This is a genomic window from bacterium, assembly GCA_004299235.1.
Classification (GTDB): domain Bacteria; phylum Chloroflexota; class Dormibacteria; order Dormibacterales; family Dormibacteraceae; genus SCQL01.
This window is the reverse complement of the sequence record SCQL01000026.1, coordinates 67,714-84,433: the sequence shown is the minus strand read 5'-3', so window position 1 is coordinate 84,433 and position 16,720 is coordinate 67,714. Positions and strand designations below refer to the sequence as shown.

The 16,720-nt window shown below is 69.3% G+C and carries 18 protein-coding genes; 8 read left to right on the top strand and 10 right to left on the bottom strand.

Features of this window, described 5'->3' with window-relative positions:
- The first annotated feature begins 12 nt into the window (after window positions 1-12).
- Genes EPN29_07435 through ubiE form a run of 3 tightly spaced genes read left to right on the top strand, consistent with a single transcriptional unit; the run spans window position 13 to window position 2,727 of the window.
- The gene (locus tag EPN29_07435; protein TAN32845.1) at window positions 13-807 is read left to right on the top strand and encodes an enoyl-CoA hydratase; all 795 of its coding nucleotides are present in this window, start codon (window positions 13-15) and stop codon (window positions 805-807) included.
- Complete coding sequence (locus EPN29_07430; protein TAN32844.1) at window positions 807-2,027, top strand: thiolase family protein; 1,221 nt, start codon at window positions 807-809, stop codon at window positions 2,025-2,027. The genes EPN29_07435 and EPN29_07430 overlap by 1 nt, the downstream gene beginning before the upstream one ends.
- Before the next feature lie 10 nt (window positions 2,028-2,037).
- Complete coding sequence (gene ubiE, locus EPN29_07425; GenBank protein TAN32915.1) at window positions 2,038-2,727, top strand: bifunctional demethylmenaquinone methyltransferase/2-methoxy-6-polyprenyl-1,4-benzoquinol methylase UbiE; 690 nt, start codon at window positions 2,038-2,040, stop codon at window positions 2,725-2,727.
- A 276-nt stretch (window positions 2,728-3,003) separates the two neighbouring features.
- Here the strand turns inward: ubiE and EPN29_07420 are convergent, their stop codons facing one another.
- Both EPN29_07420 and EPN29_07415 read right to left on the bottom strand, forming a co-directional pair.
- The gene (locus tag EPN29_07420; protein ID TAN32843.1) at window positions 3,004-4,725 is read right to left on the bottom strand and encodes a hypothetical protein; all 1,722 of its coding nucleotides are present in this window, start codon (window positions 4,723-4,725) and stop codon (window positions 3,004-3,006) included.
- Window positions 4,726-4,768: 43 nt separating this feature from the next.
- A complete protein-coding gene (locus tag EPN29_07415) occupies window positions 4,769-5,371 on the bottom strand; it encodes a TetR/AcrR family transcriptional regulator (protein TAN32842.1) in 603 nt (200 codons plus the stop codon).
- 36 nt (window positions 5,372-5,407) lie between these two features.
- Between EPN29_07415 and EPN29_07410 the strand changes: the two genes are divergently transcribed.
- On the top strand, window positions 5,408-6,127 hold the full coding sequence (locus tag EPN29_07410; protein ID TAN32841.1) for a bifunctional 4-hydroxy-2-oxoglutarate aldolase/2-dehydro-3-deoxy-phosphogluconate aldolase: 720 nt from the start codon (window positions 5,408-5,410) through the stop codon (window positions 6,125-6,127).
- A 75-nt stretch (window positions 6,128-6,202) separates the two neighbouring features.
- Here EPN29_07410 and EPN29_07405 read toward each other — a convergent pair whose 3' ends face one another.
- Genes EPN29_07405 through EPN29_07380 form a run of 6 tightly spaced genes read right to left on the bottom strand, consistent with a single transcriptional unit; the run spans window position 6,203 to window position 11,126 of the window.
- A complete protein-coding gene (locus EPN29_07405; GenBank protein TAN32840.1) occupies window positions 6,203-6,385 on the bottom strand; it encodes a hypothetical protein in 183 nt (60 codons plus the stop codon).
- A complete protein-coding gene (locus EPN29_07400) occupies window positions 6,366-6,602 on the bottom strand; it encodes a Flp family type IVb pilin (protein ID TAN32839.1) in 237 nt (78 codons plus the stop codon). Before EPN29_07400 ends, EPN29_07405 begins: the two co-directional genes overlap by 20 nt.
- Window positions 6,556-7,548 (bottom strand): 4-hydroxybenzoyl-CoA reductase, encoded by a 993-nt coding sequence (locus EPN29_07395; protein TAN32838.1) that lies wholly within the window; start codon window positions 7,546-7,548, stop codon window positions 6,556-6,558. The genes EPN29_07400 and EPN29_07395 overlap by 47 nt, the downstream gene beginning before the upstream one ends.
- Window positions 7,526-9,886 (bottom strand): aldehyde oxidase, encoded by a 2,361-nt coding sequence (locus tag EPN29_07390; GenBank protein ID TAN32837.1) that lies wholly within the window; start codon window positions 9,884-9,886, stop codon window positions 7,526-7,528. Before EPN29_07390 ends, EPN29_07395 begins: the two co-directional genes overlap by 23 nt.
- On the bottom strand, window positions 9,883-10,365 hold the full coding sequence (locus EPN29_07385; GenBank protein ID TAN32914.1) for a (2Fe-2S)-binding protein: 483 nt from the start codon (window positions 10,363-10,365) through the stop codon (window positions 9,883-9,885). Before EPN29_07385 ends, EPN29_07390 begins: the two co-directional genes overlap by 4 nt.
- Before the next feature lie 8 nt (window positions 10,366-10,373).
- Window positions 10,374-11,126, bottom strand: coding sequence for an HAD family hydrolase (locus EPN29_07380; GenBank protein TAN32836.1), 753 nt, complete (start codon window positions 11,124-11,126; stop codon window positions 10,374-10,376).
- Between the two features lie 26 nt (window positions 11,127-11,152).
- Here EPN29_07380 and EPN29_07375 point away from each other — a divergent pair, with 26 nt between their 5' ends.
- From EPN29_07375 to EPN29_07360, 4 genes are all read left to right on the top strand, one after another.
- Window positions 11,153-12,304 (top strand): chorismate synthase, encoded by a 1,152-nt coding sequence (locus tag EPN29_07375; GenBank protein TAN32913.1) that lies wholly within the window; start codon window positions 11,153-11,155, stop codon window positions 12,302-12,304.
- Between the two features lie 65 nt (window positions 12,305-12,369).
- Complete coding sequence (locus EPN29_07370; GenBank protein ID TAN32912.1) at window positions 12,370-13,248, top strand: CoA transferase subunit A; 879 nt, start codon at window positions 12,370-12,372, stop codon at window positions 13,246-13,248.
- A complete protein-coding gene (locus EPN29_07365; GenBank protein ID TAN32835.1) occupies window positions 13,241-14,029 on the top strand; it encodes a CoA-transferase in 789 nt (262 codons plus the stop codon). Before EPN29_07370 ends, EPN29_07365 begins: the two co-directional genes overlap by 8 nt.
- 86 nt (window positions 14,030-14,115) lie before the next feature.
- Window positions 14,116-14,583, top strand: coding sequence for a hypothetical protein (locus EPN29_07360; protein TAN32834.1), 468 nt, complete (start codon window positions 14,116-14,118; stop codon window positions 14,581-14,583).
- A 28-nt stretch (window positions 14,584-14,611) separates the two neighbouring features.
- Here the strand turns inward: EPN29_07360 and rsgA are convergent, their stop codons facing one another.
- Entirely contained in the window at window positions 14,612-15,781 is a 1,170-nt protein-coding gene (gene rsgA / locus EPN29_07355) for a ribosome small subunit-dependent GTPase A (protein ID TAN32833.1), read from the bottom strand.
- A gap of 135 nt (window positions 15,782-15,916) precedes the next feature.
- Window positions 15,917-16,693 carry an enoyl-CoA hydratase/isomerase family protein gene (locus tag EPN29_07350; protein ID TAN32832.1) on the bottom strand — a complete coding sequence of 259 codons (777 nt, stop codon included), beginning with the start codon at window positions 16,691-16,693 and terminating at the stop codon, window positions 15,917-15,919.
- Window positions 16,694-16,720: the final 27 nt, after the last annotated feature.

Below are 16,720 nucleotides of genomic sequence, written 5' to 3'. Positions count from 1 at the left end.
GGACGGTGAGGGATGGCGACTGAAGTCGAGCAGCACGTGAAGGTTGAGGTCGAGGGCGGCGCGGGCTGGATCCGGCTCGATCGGCCCGAGAAGATGAACGCCATCGGGGCGCTGACGCGGCGGCAGCTCGGCGAGGCGATCAAGCAGGCGGAGCGCGACGAGGCCGTCCGGGTGGTCGTGCTGACCGGCTCCGGCCGCGCCTTCTGCTCGGGCGCAGACGTCACCGAGATGGTCGGTGAGGGTGGCATGAGATCGCCGGAGGACGTCGGCAACGTCCTCCGCGACGAGTACATGCCGATGCTGAACCGGCTGCGCACCATGCCGAAACCTGTCATCTGCGCGATGAACGGACCGGCTGTCGGCATCGGCGCCAGCTACGCGCTCGCGTGCGACATTCGCATCGCCGTACCGGAGGCCTACATCATGGAAGCGTTCGTCAACCTCGGCCTGGCTCCCGACGGCGGCGTCAGCTGGCTTTTGCCCCGGCTCGCCGGCACCGGGGTGGCGTACGAGATGCTCTTCACGGGCAGGCCGCTGGCGGCGGCGGACGCGCACCGGCTTGGGGTCATCAACCGCCTGGTGCCCGCCGACCGTCTCGACGCCGAGGTGCGTGAGCTCGCCGGACATCTCGCCTCACAGCCCAAGCAGGCCATGGCGGCGGCCAAGCGCGCGGTCAACCACGCTCTGGAGTCGAGCTACGAGGAGGCGCTCGAGTTCGAGTCGTACCTGCAGGAAGCTCAGGCCGCCAGCCCCGAGTTCGCCGAGGGCGTGCAGGCCTTTCTCGCCAAACGCGCCAAGACCAGGTAATGCCCGAGCTGCGTGACGCGGTCATCGTCGCCACCGCCCGCACGCCGATGGGCCGCTACGGCGGGCAGCTGAAGGACATCCGGCCCGACGACCTCGCGGCGATCGTGCTGAAAGCGGTCTGCGAGCGGGCGCGCATCGAACCGGCCGAGGTCGAAGACGTGATCATGGGCTGCGCCAACCAGGCGGGCGAGGACAACCGCAACGTCGCGCGCATGGCGCTGCTGCTCGCCGGGTTTCCCGTCGACGTTCCGGGCCAGACGGTCAACCGCCTCTGCGGGTCGGGAATGCAGGCGACGATCAGCGCGGCGCGTGAGATCCAGACCGGCGGCGCCGACATCGTCATCGCCGGCGGCGTCGAGAGCATGACGCGCTCCCCTTGGGTCATGCCCAAGCCGGACGGCGCCTTCCCGCGCGGCCCTCAGACCGCCTACGACACGGCTCTCGGCTGGAGGCTGGTGAACCCGAAGATGGCCGAGCTGTACGGCACGCTCCAGATGGGGGAGACGGCCGAGCGGGTGGCGCAGAAGTACGAGGTCTCGCGCGAGGAACAGGATGCCTTCGCTTTTCGCAGCCATCAGCTGGCGGTCGCGGCGCAGCAGTCGGGCCGGCTCGCGGAGGAGATCGTCCCCGTCGACGTGCCACCGCACAGGGGCGGCGCCGAGGGCGGTCCAATCCGTTTGATCGCGGACGAGGGTCCCCGGCCCGACACCTCGCTGGAGGCGCTCGCCAGGCTGCGCCCGGCGTTCGGCAAGGACGGTTCGGTCACGGCCGGCAACGCATCTCCCCTCAATGACGGAGCGACCGCGCTGGTTCTCATGTCGGACTCGAAAGCGAGGGAGCGTGGCGTGAAGCCGCTGGCGCGCTTGGTGGCGGGGGCGCCGGCCGGTGTCCATCCCGACTACATGGGGATCGGCCCGGTGCCCGCGTCGCTGAAGGCCCTCGAGAAGGCGGGGTTGCGGGCTTCGGACATGGGTGTGGTCGAGCTCAACGAGGCGTTCGCCTCGCAGTCCCTCGCCTGCATCCGGCTGCTCGGGCTGGATGGGGAGAGGGTGAACGTCAACGGCGGCGCCATCGCGCTCGGCCACCCGCTCGGCAGCAGCGGCGCCCGGCTGGTGGGCACGCTGGTGCGGGAGATGGCGCACCGGGACGCGGAGTACGGCCTCGCCGCGATGTGCATTGGCGTCGGGCAGGGAATCGCGTCGATCTGGCAGCGAGTCTGAGGTCGTAGCCATCTCCGAACGCGACCCGCAGGCAGTGCGCGCGATGTTCGACCGCATCGCCCGCCGGTACGACCTGGTCAACACCGTCCTGTCGGGTGGAACGGATGCGGGGTGGCGCCGGCGTGCCGCCGGCGCGACGGGCCTCGTCGCGGGCGGTTCGGCTCTCGACGTCGCCTGTGGTTCAGGCAAGCTGACCGCGCGGCTGGAACGGATCGCCGGCCCGAAGGGGCGGGTGGTCGGCCTCGATTTCAGCCCGCAGATGCTGGAGCTGGCGCGGCGCGAGCATCCAGGGCTGGAGTTCATCGAGGGCGACGCCCTCAAGCTGCCGTTCGATGACGCCAGCTTCGATGCATCCACCATCGCCTTCGGGCTGCGCAACCTCGCCGACCCGGTGAAAGGCCTGCGCGAGATGCTGCGGGTCGTCAAGTCTGGCGGCCGTGCCGTCGTCCTGGAGTTCGTCCGGCCGCCCCGCGGCGTGGTCGGCGTTGCGTACCGGCTGTATCTGCGGACGGTGCTGCCGGTGATCGGCGGTGCCCTTTCCGGCCAGCCGTCCGCCTACCGATACCTGAGCGACACAGTCGACTCCTACCGCACGCCGGACGAGCTCAGGGCGATGGCGGCGGCGGCCGGCTGGTCGAGTGTTCGCCACCAAAGCCTCGCCATGGGCACGGTCGCCATCGTGTCGGGCGCGAAAGAGTAGGACCTCCCCGCTCGGGGGAAGGAAACGAAACTCGCGCCCGGCGTTGACCACCTGCCAGCCGCCCTCATGGACGATCTTTCGCCCGCGGCGGCAGCGAGCCCGCGCCCCTCACCACTGCCCTCTCCCCGGCGGGGAGAGGGGACATCCCCACTGACACGCTCCGATGCCCACGGACCTCCCCAGACGCCCTCTTACCAGCCTCTTCTCCTGCAGGTCACCGGCCTGGGGGGCGCCCGTGCCGTGGCACCAGACAGGCTCGGTTAGTTTGGCGGCAGGCTAAGACTTGCGGTTGGCGGCGGAACGGGCGAGGTCGATCAGCGTCGGTCGCAGGCCGTCAAGCTCGATCGTCTCGAGCTCGTGCACCGCGGCGTCGGCCAGGCCCTGGGCCTCGCCGCGGACGCGCTCGAGCGCCCCGCTCGCCGTCACCAGCTCCGCCACGCGGCCGACCTCTGTGTCGTCAAGCGACCCGGCCAGCAGGCGCCGGACCTCGGCTCCGACAGATCGGTCTTCGGCGGCGTAGATCAGAGGTAGAGACAGGACGCGCCGGCGGATGTCGAGGCCGACCGGCTTGCCGGAGCTGGGGCTGAAGTCGACCATGTCGTCGGCCATCTGGAACGCCACGCCGAGCAGCTCGCCGTAGCGGCGCAGGGCGCCGACAACCTCAGGGCTCGCTTCGGAGAGCATCGCGCCCGACGCGCAGGCGGCGGCGAACAGAGCCGCGGTCTTGCCGCGCACGACCTGCAGGTAGGAGTCGTGGTCGCCCGGGTATGTGCCGCGGAGCGCGACGTCATCGATCTGTGACGTGCAGATGGCCTCGAGGGCCTCCGCGAGCGTTGACGACACTCCGCGGTTGCCAATCTCCGCGATGAGCCTGGTCGCCTTGGCAAAGTAATAATCACCAACCGCGATCGCACGCTCCGGTCCCTCCGCCGCCGCGACCGTCGGCTGCCCCCGGCGGTGGGTGCTCTCGTCGACATAGTCGTCATGGACGAGGGTGGCGTTGTGCAACAGCTCGACCGCGGCCGCCAGCGCCGCGGCGCGAAGCGGCTCGTTGCGCGGGCCGATGCCCGCGGCGAGCTGGACGAGCCGCGGGCGAAGCCGCTTGCCGCCCGCCTCCACCAAGCGCCGCATCGGCGCGGCCACCGGTTCGGGATCGACCAGCAGCTGGCGTGTGAGCTCGAGCTCGACCAGAGCCTCCGAGCCCTCGACGCGATGCGGGCCGCTGGACGTGAAGTCGCCGTCCAGCTGCAGAGCCAGCTCGCGATGGCGCGGCCCATCGAGCTCGACCGCGAAGACCGACTGCCACCGTCCGAGCACGAGCTCGCCGTCTTCGACCAGCACCGTCGCGAAACCGGTCAGCAGCAGCTGGCGGCAGTGGGCGTGCCCGTTGACCGGCTCGTCGAGCGCGATGTCAAACCGGCGGGCGAAGTCGTCGTGTTCGTAATCCGTGCCGCTCGGCGCAAGCCGCTCGAGCAGGTTCGAAAAGTCGCGAAGCAGCAAGGGCTCGTTCTCGTTGACCGCGAGGCCGAGGGTCGTGTGCAGCGACTGCAGGTGGGCGCGGCCCATGCGCATGCCCGACCGCCGGACCTCCTCTCGAATTCGCTCGGTGATGTCGACGAACTGCGTGGGGTGCGACGTCTCGAAGCGCAGCCGCGTGCCGATCACCGGCCGGCCTCGAACGCCTGCAGGAGGAGCTCGCGAGCAGGCAGGGCGGATTGCCCGGAGGCGGCTGCCGATGACAGCTCTGCGACCGCGCTGGCGAACGCGACCTGGACAGGCTGCGACGCGGTGTCCGCGAGCAGGCGCGATGCGCGGGCAAGGCACAGGTCGCCCATCAGCAGCGTGGGCGCGGGGGCCGCAGGGCCGCCGAGCCCCTGGAGCCGGATCCCGACCTCGATCAGGGCCGCCGCCAGGGCCAGCTTCGGTTGGCCGGCGGAGTCGTAACCGGCCACCGCCTCGAGGTACGAGCGATACGCGTCCGAAAGCCCGTCCGCCCACAGCCCTTCGAGGCGCCGGAGCTCCGTGTCGATGGCGGGCGCCTTCATCCGACCGGCTCCACCAGGCTGCCCGCCAGCTGCCGGAATGCGGAAAGCGCCCGAACGCATGACTCGTCGTCGCGTGTGACCACGTAGTAGAGGCCGAACCCGAGCACCGTGTTCAGGACCAGCGGCACGAGGACCTCACGCGGTACGGTCAGCCGGAGACGGCCGTCAGCCTCCAGCCGGTCGAGCTGCTCCTGGATGACCTCGCGGTAGCGGGTGAAAAGCTCGGGCAGGTATGCCTGCAGGCGCTCGGTGCGGGGTGCTTGGACCAGCAGGTCGAAGGCGGCGAGCTGGATGTCACCGAGGCGGCGCAGGGAATCCCAGATCGCCTCCACCCCGACCTCGAGCACCTCGAGCGGGTCCGTCAGCTGGTTCAGGGCGTGTCGTAGCTCCTCGACCGACTTCGCGGTGAGGTACCGCCAGGCTTCGACCAGCAGCTCGGACTTGGTGGGGAACCAGTACTGAAGGTTGCCGATGGCGACTCCGGCCCGGGTGGCGATGGACCGGACGCTCGTCCCGGAATAGCCGCTCTCCAGGAGCGATTCGGCCGCGGCGTGGATGATCTGGTCGCGAGTTGACTCGGTTGCGGTCGCCCCTGTCATACGTATGTACCAGTTTAGCCGTGCACAGGGAGCGGCATTGGGCCCGACTCGGCCTGGGCAAGGTGCGGTGGGCGCGTCGAGCCGGTGCCGGGTTCCGGGATAATCGGATCGCCCGTGCGGAGCATCGAGGAAGTCTTTCCCAGCGGACTCTGCGGCGTGCTGCGCACCGACAACGCCGACGCCGGCTTCCAGGCCTGCCTGGCCGCCCTGGAGGGCGGGGTGCGGACGCTCGAGATCACCAAGACGGTTCCCTCCTGCTTCGAGATGATCCGCGGCCTCATCGCCACCACCGGCGGCCGGTTCCCGATCGGGGTGGGGACGGTCTGGGATCCGGGCGCCGTGAGGGAGGCGAAGCAGGCGGGCGCCTCGTTCGTGGTCACGCCCGTGCTCCTGCCCGAGGTGGCCGAGGCCTGCCGCCAGGAGGACATGCTGTGCGTGCTGGGGGCGCTGACCCCGACGGAGATCTACCAGGCGCGGGTCGCCGGCGCCGCGCTCGTCAAGGTGTTCCCGATCACCCCGGTCGGGGGTCCCGAGTACGTCCGGACCCTGAACGGGCCGATGGCCGGCGTCCCTTTCTGGGTTTCCGGGGGAGTCCCGATCGAGGACATCGCGGCGTACCTGAGGCTGGGGGTCAAGGCCGTGGGCCTGACGAACTCACTGTTTCCGGCCGAGGCGCTCGCGGGCCGGGACATGGACCGGGTCCGCGAGAGCGCGGAACGGGCGGCACAGGCGGCGGCGGCAGCCAGAGCGGACTGAGCGTCCCCCAAAGCGGAGCGAGCGTCCCTTCGGGGAGACGGACCGGGTGAGGGCCTTAAGCCGCTATCCCGAGCATCAGCACCCGGCGTGATAGTTGCACATCGTCTGGACGATGTCGGAGTACAGGTTGATCACCTGACCACCGGTGGCGATGAGGGCGACGATCACGATCAGCGCGACCAGGGCGAGGATGAGCGCGAACTCGACCATCCCCTGTCCGGCCTGCACACCTGGCACCTCAGCACCCGACGTGGTGATTGCACATGGTCGCGCTGATGTTGGAGAACAGGTTGATGAGCTGCCCTCCGGTGGCGATCAGGGCAATGACCACGATCAGCGCGACCAGGGCGAGGATGAGCGCGTACTCCACCATTCCTTGCCCGGATTGTCCGATTTGCGTGCGTTTCAACTGGTGGTGACCTAGAAGCTTAACCGCCGAACCCGGCCTGCTGATCGCTGGCTTGTTGGAGTGCATCCTCGACGACCACACGGACCATGCGCTTGCGCCAGGAGTGACTGAGGTCGGCGTTGTCGAGGGGTTTGGCCGGCTTGGCGGCGATCTCCGCAGCCTCGCGGATCGATTCCCTGTCGATGCGCTTGCCCTTCAGGAATTCTTCAGCGGCGGCCGCCTCGAGCGGGTGCGAGGCCACCGCCGAAAGCACGATCCGGCAGGCGACGACCACATCTCCATCGAGCTCCAGCGCGACCGCCGCGCCCGCGATTGGAAAATCGATCGACCCTCGCCGCCGCAGCTTGACATAGGCGGTGCGCACCCCTGGGGCGGCGGGCAGCCGCAAACCGGTGACCACCTCGTGCGGCTGCTTCGCCATATAGTCCATCCCGTCGTCGCGGTACAGCGCCGCGACGAGCAGCTCGCGATCGTCCTCGGGTCCGCTGAGGGTCACGCTCGCGCCGAGCGCGATCGCCATCGGCGCCGTGTCGGACGACGAGACCGCCCAGCACCGCGGGCTACTGGGAGCGACCAGGCAGATGTCGCCGTCCTTCTTCATGCAGAACCCGGCCGCCTTCCGCCATTCGTAGGTCATGTCGTAGTAGTTGCAGCGCGTGTCGACGCAGAGGTTGCCGCCGATCGTGCCGGCGTTGCGGAGCGGGGGAGAGGAGACCAGGCCCGCCGCCTGCGCATAGCCCCGGAACTCATGGTTGAGACGGCCGTCGGAGGCGGCGGTGGCGAGCGTGACGCCCGCATCCACGACCGTCCCTTCCGCTCCTCCATGGATCTCGCGCGAAAGGCAGTCGAGGCCGATCAAGGTGTCGATGTCGAACTGGCGCCGCTTGAGCTTGGGGAAGAGATCGGTCCCCCCCGCGACGAACATCGCGCGCTGCCCCGCGGCGGCAGCCATGGCGGCGGCGTCACGCGCGGTCTTCGGCCGCAGATATCTAAATCGAGGCAGCCGGAGCATGATCCAGGTCCTTGGCGGGGGGTTCGACCTTGATGCACGGCGGGTAAGGGACGTCTGGGAATCGCAAGGGTCCGAAGCGCGCGGGTTCGCCCTTGTTCTTGCGCCGCAGCGCCTCGACCACCTTCTCGGGGGTGACCGGGACCTCGTCGATCCACACCCCGAGCGCGTCGTGGACGGCGGCGCACACCGCCGGCGCGACCGGCAGCAGCGGTCCCTGGCCGGCCTCCTTGGCGCCGTACGGACCTTCCGGGTCGACGGTCTCGACGATGAGCGTCTGCACCTCAGGCATGTCGAGGAAGGTCGGGGATTTGTACTCGAGCATCGATGGCCACTTGTGCAGGCCCTTGCGGAAGGTCTGCTCTTCCATGAGCGCCTCGCCGAGGCCCATGTAGACGCTCCCCTCGACCTGCCCCTCGACGAGCAGCGGGTTGATCGCACGGCCGACGTCGTGGGCGATCCATACCTTGTTGACATGCACCAGGCCGGTGCGAGAATCGGCGTCCAGGTCGACGACGCACGCCGTAAAGCTGTACGCCGGGCTCGGGCCGACGCCGGCACCCTTGTACGGTCCGGCAAGCTTCGGCGGCGTGTAGCTGCCGGCGCTGGTCAGGGCGCCGAATTTCGCCTCGGCGAGGATGCTGGCCTCCTCGAAGCTGTAGTCGCCGATGCGGCCCGTTTCGACCACGACCGCGGCCGCGTCGCAGCCCATCTTCGCGGCGGCGGCTCCGACCAGCATGGCGCGCATTTTTCGCGCGGCTTCGATCGCCGCGTTGCCGGCCATGAAGGTCACGCGGGATGAGTAAGAGCCGAGGTCGATGGGCGTCGTGTCGGTATCCGCGGTGACCAGCCGCACCTCGGCCGGCTGGATTCCCAGCTCCTCGGCGACGATGGCCGCCAGCACCGAGTCCGATCCCTGGCCGATGTCCATGGCCCCGCAGTAGGCGGTGACCCCGCCGCGGTCGACCTTGAGCTGCACCTCGGAGTGCGGCATGTCGTTCCAGTAGATGGCGGTCCCGGCGCCCGAGAGGTAGCTCGAGATGGCGAACCCCATGCCGTGACCGGGTCTTCGCTCGCGATGCCTGTAGCCGGAGGCGGTCAGCACCCGTTCGGTGCACTCGTCCAGGCCGCATGACGTGACGCGCAGCCAGTTCACCGTGCGCGTCATCGGCTGGACGAAGTTGCGCTGCTTCAGGTCCACCGGGTCCATGCCGAGGTCGTGCGCGATCTTCTCCAGGTGGAGCTCCAGCGCGAACCGGGGCTGAGGGGTGCCGTGGCCGCGCTTCGGACCGCACGGCGGCTTGTTGGTGAACACCCGGCAGCCTTCGAAGCGGTAGGCCGGGATGTCGTAGGTCACCGTCTGCAGCGCACCCGTATAGAAGGTCGAGGCGACGCCATACGACCCATACGCGCCGCCGTCGAGGGCGCTGCGGAAGTGCATGGCGGTGATGCGCCCGTCCCGCCTGACTCCGGTGCGGACCCACATGAGCACCGGGTGACGGCCGCGATGCGCGTAGAACACCTCTTCGCGCGTGAGCGTGCACTTGACCGGGCGGCCGGTCATCATCGCCAGCTTGCACACGATGATCTCGTGCGCGAAGGGGTCGGTCTTGCCCCCGAACCCGCCGCCGTGGGCGGCGCCGATGACGCGGATCCGGTGCATCGGCAGCCCCAGCACCTTCGCCAGCGCGCGATGCACGTAGTGGACGACCTGGGTCGAGGACCACAGCGTGATCTTGCCGGCGACGTATGTGGCGATGGCGCTGTGCTGCTCCATCGGCAGGTGCGTGTTGCCCTGGAAGAAGAAGACGTCCTCGCGCACGTGGTCGGCTCGCGCCAAGCCGGCGTCCACGTCGCCGAACTCCAGCGCGACGAGCTTGTGGATGTTGTTGGGCCCGCCATAGTCCTGGATGCGTTCGTCCTTGGGATTCTTCAGGGCGTCCTCGATGGACATCACCGGCTCGAGGACCGCGTACTCGACCGAGATGGCGTCGCACGCGGCCGCCGCGATCTCCTCGTCGGTGGCGGCCACCGCGGCGATCGGATCGCCGGCGTACCGCACCTTCTCGTGCTCGAGCGCCCGCTCGTCCTGCGTCACCGGTAGGATGCCGAACCTGACCGGCAGGTCGGCGCCCGTGATGACCGCTCGGACGCCCTCCATGCGCCGCGCGGCGGAGGTGTCGATGGAGAGGATGCGCGCGTGCGGGTGCGGGCTCCGCAGGATTCTGCAGTGGAGGGTGCGCGGCAGGAGCATGTCGTCCGCATAGACGGCGCGACCGGTCACCTTCGCCGCCGCGTCCACCTTCGGCAGCGGCTTGCCGATGACGGCAAAGTCAGTCATCGCATGCGGCCCGCCGCGAGCTCGATCGCATCCAGGATCTTCGCGTACCCGGTGCAGCGGCACAGGTTGCCGGCGAGCGCCTCGCGGATGTCGTCACGCGCCGGCCGCGGGTTGCTCTCCAGCAACGCTTTCGCCGAGAGCAGGATGCCGGGCGTGCAGTAGCCGCACTGGGCCGCGCCCAGCTCGGCGAACGCCTGCTGCAGGGGATGCAGCTCAGACCCGTGCGCCAGCCCCTCCACGGTCGTGATCACGCGGCCTTCGACCTGGACCGGCAGCAAAAGACAGCTCAGCTCGGGCTTGCCGTCGACCAGGACCGTACAGGTGCCGCATTCGCCTAGCTCGCAGCCGTGCTTCGTGCCCGTGAGCTGCATGTCTTCGCGCAGCACCTCGAGCAGCGTCTTGTGCACCGGCAGCAGCAGCTGCGTGCGCTCGCCGTCGACGTCGAGCGTCACGACCTGGCGATCCACCTCCCGCAGCATCTCTTCTCTCATCTGGGGCCGAGCATAGTCCTCAGTGTGGAGGCGCACGCCCAGAGGTCCGGGGCCACCGCGTGCGCCCGGCTGGAGGTGGGTTTCGGGTCATCGGGATGGACCAGGATCGCCCACATGCCGAGCGCGATCGCCGGTTCGATGTCGTTCTCCTCCCGGTTGCCGATGACGACGCATCGATCGGGCGCGGCGCCGGCCGCCCGCATCGCCAACTCGAACACGGCCGGGTGCGGCTTGAGGTGGCCGGCGTCGACCGAGGTGACGATGGCGTCGACGTACTCGGCCATGCCCAGCAGGCGGAAGTCTTCCCAGTAGCTCTCGGCGTCGCGCCAGTAGGTGTTGCTGGCGATCACCGTCCGCAGGCCGAGGGCGCGGACCTCCGCCAGCAGCTCGATGGCGCCGGGGAGAGGCTGCAGCCGGTCGCTGACGGGAAGCGCCATCGCACGCCGGATGCGCGCGACCGTCTGCGCGTCCCCCGGCAGGCCAGCGCGTGCCAGCGACGCCGCCACCAGGACCTCGGCGGCGGTGATCGTCTCCTTCGTCTCGGTCGAGATGCTGCGCGCCTGGTCGCCGGCGCGGCTGCTCTCGATCAGGTCGGCGACGAGCGCCTCGACGGCGCGAGTCCCCAGCTCTGGCATCGCCGCCGCCACCCGTTGATGACGGCTGCGTCCATCGGTTTCACGCAATGGCCACGAGTTCGGCCACAACGTCCCGCCGACGTCGATCAGGGCAACCTCCAGCGGCCGTCTCATCCGACCGCTATATCATCGCTTCAATGCTGAGGTGGTTGACCGCCGGTGAGTCGCATGGTCCGCAGCTCACGGTCGTGATCGAGGGACTTCCCGCCGGACTGGAGATTTCGGCGGAGGATCTGCGCCGCGACCTCGCGCGCCGGCAAGGAGGCCACGGCCGGGGCGGCCGGCAGCAGATCGAGACCGACCTCGCGCGCATCGTCAGCGGCGTCCGCGGCGGGTTCACGATCGGGAGCCCGGTGACGTTGGTGCTCGAGAACAAGGATCACGCCAACTGGACCGCCGAGATGACCGCGGCCAAGGAGGGCTTCGCACCCAAGCCGGTGACCAGGCTTCGACCCGGCCATGCGGATCTCGCGGGCGCCCTCAAGTACGGGCACACCGACATCCGCAACGTCCTGGAGCGGTCGTCGGCTCGCGAGACGGCGACCCGAGTCGCCGCGGGCGGCGTTGCCCGCAGGCTCCTTGCTCACTTCGGCGTCGAGATCCTGAGCTTCACCCAGTCGATCGGCACCGTTGACATCGGCTACGCAGGCTGTGACCCCGACACGGTCACGGTCGAGGCCATCGAGGCCTCGCCGGTCCGCTGCCCCGACCCTGAGGCCTCGAAGCGGATGGTGGCGGACATCGATGCCGTCAGCGAGCTGGGTGACACGCTGGGCGGCACCTTTCGGGTCATCGCCCGCGGCGTCCCGCTGGGCCTCGGCAGCTACGTGCACTGGGACCGCAAGCTCGACGGTCGCCTCGCGCAGGCGATCCTGTCGATCAACGCGATCAAGGGCGTTGAATTCGGCGCGGGCTTCGAGGGTGCGGCTCGTCGCGGTTCGCAGTTCCATGACGAGATCGAGTACCAGAGCGGCCGGTTCCGCCATCTCACGAACCGCGCCGGCGGCCTGACCGGCGGCGTCACCAACGGCGAGCCGATCGACCTGCGGGTCGCCATCAAGCCCATCTCGACGATGAAGAAGCCGATGCCCTCCGTCGACCTGAAGACGAAGGCCAAGGTCGAGGCGCACTACGAGCGGAGCGATGTGTGCGTCGTGCCCGCCGCGGGAGTCATCGGCGAAGCGATGGTGGCGCTGACCCTGGCGGACGCGTTCCTGGAGAAGTTCGGCGGCGACTCGATGGCCGAGTTGGAGCGCAACCACCGGTCCTATCTCGAATCCATCGGACGGTGACCGGCTAGCGTCCCTCCCCGAAAAATCGACGGGGCAGGATACTAGCGCGAGTGCCCGGCAAGCTGATGACGATGGCGGAAGCCATCAGACGGTTCGTCCCTGACCGCTCAACCGTCGCGCTCGGACTCGCCCTGGAACCTCTCATCCCCTTCGCCGCGGGGCACGAGATCATCCGGCAGGAACGCCGCGACCTGGAGCTGGTAGGCCCGATCTCCGACGCGCTGTTCGATCAACTGATCGGCGCCGGTTGCGTTCGTCGCGTCACGGCGGCGTGGGTGGGCAATGTGTCGGAGGGACTCGGCCACTGCTACCGGCGTGCGTGTGAGTCTTCGGACCCGCGTCCCCTCGAGGTCCACGACCACTCCAACTTCTCGATCTCCCTGGCGCTGTGGGCCGCGGCGTGGAACGTGCCCAGCCTGCCGGCGCGCACGCTCCTCGGCAGCGACATCCTGCGCACCAATCCGGGCCTCTCCGTCTCGGGCGGACTCGTGCACGTGGAGGCGATCAAGCCTGACGTGGCGATCGTCCACGTCCAGCGTGCGGATGCAATGGGCAGGGCCCATGCCTGGGGGCCGCTGGGGGTGGTCGAGGAGGCTGGCCTGGCGGCCGATGGCGTGGTGCTCTCGTGCGAGGAGCTCGTCGACTCGAGCGTGACCCTGAGCGACCCCAACCGGATCCTGTTCCCCGAGACCAAGGTCGTGGCGGTCGTGCACGAGCCCGGAGGGGCGCATCCGTCGCCGGTTCAGGGTTATTTTCGCCGCGACCACGCTTGCTACCGCGCATACGCGGAGGAGTCGCGTTCGGCCGGCGGTTACCGCGCGTGGCTGAGCCGGTGGGTGCTCGAAGTCCCCGATCGCTCGACCTACATGGGCATGATCGATGCCGCCTCGCTGCGCATCGGTCGCCACCGGCTGTCCGCGCCGGTGGACTACGGCGATGAGTAGCGGCGCGGCCTACACGCCGCAGGAGCTGATGGTGGCCGTGGCCTCGCGTGAGATCCACGATGGCGACCTCGTCTTCGTCGGCATGCGCCTGCCGATCCTGGCTTTCGCGGTGGCGCGCAACGCCCATGCACCGACCGCGCGCGGCCTGTTCGAGGTCGGGCTCATGCGCGACCAGCCCGCCGCCGCCTTCCTCGGCACGATGGGCGACCCGCCCAACGTCGCCGGCGCGCTGTGGGCGACGCGGATGTCCAACGTCATGGCGCTGATGGCCCAAGGCGGCGTCGATTTGGGATTCATCGGCGGGGCGGAGGTCGACCGGTTCGGCAACCTGAACACGTCCTATGTGGGTCCGGCGGCCCGACCGGCGGTGAAGCTGCCGGGGAGCGGGGGAGGGTCGGACATCGCCATCCTCAGCCGTCGCTGGGTGACGCTGATGAGCCACGAGCGCCGGCGCCTGGTCGAGAGGGTGTCATATGTCACCTCACCCGGCCATGGCGACGGTACGCCCGGCTGGCGCGAGCGCAACGGGCTGCTCGGTGCGGGGCCCGCCGCCGTCATCACGACCCTGTGTGTGCTGCGGTTTCCGGAGGGCGGCGGGGAAGCGTACCTCGCTTCTGCTCACCCCGGGCACAGCGTCGATGAGATCCGGCGAGAAACAGGCTGGGAGTTGAAGGTCGCGGCCGGCGTCGGTAAGACTTCACCGCCGACGGAGGCGGAGCTCGCCGCGATCCGGCGATTCGATCCTGATGGTTTCTGGACCCGCGCGCTTACGAAAGGCTGACGGCACGAAAACCATCGGCTGACAGTCCCGCCTCATCGTGTGCGTCGACCCCGATCGGGGTCGGAAAACGAAAAGAGGTGGACGAAATGACTCCGTATGCAGCAGTCGCCGTCAAGACAATCGGTGCCGCCGCGGCCGCCGCCATGCTCAGCCTGGGCGTCGCCGGCGGCCTGGCGCAGGCCGCTTCACCCAGCCCGAGCCCCTCGCCGGCCGCCGGCTCGACGCATCGCGTGCCCGACTCCCGCAGCGACCGCCGCGCCATCCGCGTCGCCGTACTCGAATCCGAGGCCGGCGTGCTCGGGATCACGCCCAAAACGCTGCGCGAGGACCTGAAGGACGGACGGAAGGTCTTCGACCTGTCCAGGGACAAGGGCATGACCAAAGAGCAGTTCGAGACCAGGCTCCTCGCCAACCTGAAGCCGCGGCTCGAGGCGCTCGTCGAGAAGAAGGTCATCACGCAGGCGCAGGCGGACAGGGTGCTCGACCGGATCATCAAAGGCCGCATCCCCTTCTGGAACGGCATTCACGTGCGCAAGGCGGCGACGACCAGATAGCCCCCTCACTCCTCCCTTGCAGGGCCTGTCAACGTGACAGGCCCTCGGCCTTGTTCGCCACGGCGATCCGTTGCCACCTCTTGCGCTCCTCCGCGCGGATGCGCGCGTCCGTCTTGGCGGCCACCGCCCGCAGCTCGCGCTGAAGCTTGCGGTAGCTCTGAAGGCGTCCAGGATCAAGGCTGCCGCCGGCCAGCGCCGCCTTGATCGCGCACCCGGGCTCGGTGACATGGGCGCAGTCGTTGAACCTGCAGCCCAGCGCCAGCTCTTCGATGTCCTCGAACAGGTTGGCCAGTGCCTGCTCGCCGGGGACATCACCCCCCTGCCAGAGCTGCGCCTCGCGGAGACCGGGCGTGTCGATGATCATGCCGCCCCCCGGCAGCTGGATCAGCTGGCGGTGGCTCGTCATGTGGCGTCCTTCGCCGGAGCGGTGGATGGCGCGCGTGCGCATCACGTCGGTGCCGGCGATCCGGTTGATCAACGTGGACTTGCCGGCTCCCGACGGCCCGAGGATCACTCCCGTGAGCACCGGTCGCAGCCGGCGCGCGACCTCGTCGATCCCGTCACCGGTGACGCTGCTCGTGACTACGACCGAGGTCCCCATCGCCACCGCTTCGAGCTCTTCGCGGAGCTCGTCCGGCGAATCCGCGACGTCCGCCTTGGTCAGCAGGACGACGGGCATCGCTCCGCTCTGCCAGGCGATCGTCAGGTAGCGCTCGATCCGTCTCGGATTGACGTCGGTGGCCGCGGCGACAACGAATGCGACGTCGACGTTGGCGGCCAGCACCTGCTCTTTGGTCTCGACCGATGCCGCCCTCCGGGAGAAGACCGTGCGCCGTTCGACGACGCCGTGGACGCTGCCCAGCGGCTCGACCTTGAAGAGCGCCACCCAATCGCCGACCGCCGGCAGGGTCAATCCGTCATGACGCAGGCGCCGGCCTGCCGCCGCGCGGCTGGCCGCCTCGCCGTCATGCACCAGGTACTCAGCCCCGAAATCGGCGATGACTCGCGCCGGGACGGTGCCGTCATCGGCAAGGCGTTGGAAGTTGGCGGCGAAGTACGGATCCCAGCCCAGGCTGGCCAGCCCAGGTGTGAGTCGATCGGACACCTCGAATCCTCCGAGAAAGACGCGCGGGCGGTATCGGTCCACCCGGCGGAGGAGGCTTAGAAGCGCGCTCCGGAGGGGGCCGACGGCCGGCAGACGGTCACGGCAAGCTCAGCCATTCGAACCCCACCTCCTGGTTTTGATCTGCGCGGAGGATACACCTGCGCCGGGGTCCCCGCGCCGCGGGTACGGGAGGTTGGCGAAGACCGGGTGGGGAGACCCCGGCACCCATCACGCCCCCTTGAATTCCGCCTTGCGCTTCTCGCCGAAAGCCCTGATCCCCTCGTCGGCGTCTTCGGAGACGAACACCCGGCCGATCGCCTCGCGCTCGATCGCGAGCCCAAGGTCGAGCGGGGCGCCGAAGCCCTGCGTGATGGCGAGCTTGGCGTGTCCGATCGCGACGCTTGGCCCGGCGGCCAGCTTCGCCGCGTACTCGATGGCCCCGGCGCGGCACGCCGCCGCATCCCCAAACAACCTGTCGACCAGGCCGAGCTCATGGGCTTGGGACGGGCTCATGGTGGTGCCGTTGGCGATCAGGTCGAGGCCCTTCGACAGGCCGACGAGCCGGGGCAGCCGCTGCGTGCCGCCCGAACCGGGGAAAAGACCAAGATTCACCTCCGGCAACCCGATCTGATACGCACCCTCGGCGGCGAATCGAAGGTCGCACGCAAGGGCCAGCTCGAAGCCGCCGCCCAGGCAGTGGCCGGCGATGGTGGCGACGAAGACCAGCGGCGTGTTCTCCATCTTCCGGAATGCCTCGTGGGCCATGAGGGCGGTCATGAACCGCGAGCGCGCCGTGCCGGAAGCGAAGGCCCCGACGTCAGCACCGGCGGAGAAGAACTTCTCCGAGGCGCTGGTGACCACGACCGCGCCGATCTCTGCGTCATTGCGCGCGTCGTCGACCACGCCCGCGAACGAGCGCAGAAATGCATAGTCGTAGCTGTTGGCCGGTGGTCGGTCCAGCACGATGATTCCGACAGCGCCTTCCTTCTCCAGCCTGACAGACATGATTCACCCTCCGGCTCTGATTACCGC

Coding starts and splice junctions, on each gene's coding strand:
- EPN29_07435 (TAN32845.1), top strand. CDS start 13: ATGGCGACTGAAGTCGAGCAGCACGTGAAGGTTGAGGTCGAGGGCGGC.
- EPN29_07430 (TAN32844.1), top strand. CDS start 807: ATGCCCGAGCTGCGTGACGCGGTCATCGTCGCCACCGCCCGCACGCCG.
- EPN29_07415 (TAN32842.1), bottom strand. CDS start 5,371: ATGACAGGGGCGACCGCAACCGAGTCAACTCGCGACCAGATCATCCAC.
- EPN29_07400 (TAN32839.1), bottom strand. CDS start 6,602: ATGCACTCCAACAAGCCAGCGATCAGCAGGCCGGGTTCGGCGGTTAAG.
- EPN29_07395 (TAN32838.1), bottom strand. CDS start 7,548: ATGCTCCGGCTGCCTCGATTTAGATATCTGCGGCCGAAGACCGCGCGT.
- EPN29_07390 (TAN32837.1), bottom strand. CDS start 9,886: ATGACTGACTTTGCCGTCATCGGCAAGCCGCTGCCGAAGGTGGACGCG.
- EPN29_07385 (TAN32914.1), bottom strand. CDS start 10,365: ATGCTGCGGGAGGTGGATCGCCAGGTCGTGACGCTCGACGTCGACGGC.
- EPN29_07380 (TAN32836.1), bottom strand. CDS start 11,126: ATGAGACGGCCGCTGGAGGTTGCCCTGATCGACGTCGGCGGGACGTTG.
- EPN29_07370 (TAN32912.1), top strand. CDS start 12,370: ATGACGATGGCGGAAGCCATCAGACGGTTCGTCCCTGACCGCTCAACC.
- EPN29_07365 (TAN32835.1), top strand. CDS start 13,241: ATGAGTAGCGGCGCGGCCTACACGCCGCAGGAGCTGATGGTGGCCGTG.
- EPN29_07360 (TAN32834.1), top strand. CDS start 14,116: ATGACTCCGTATGCAGCAGTCGCCGTCAAGACAATCGGTGCCGCCGCG.
- EPN29_07350 (TAN32832.1), bottom strand. CDS start 16,693: ATGTCTGTCAGGCTGGAGAAGGAAGGCGCTGTCGGAATCATCGTGCTG.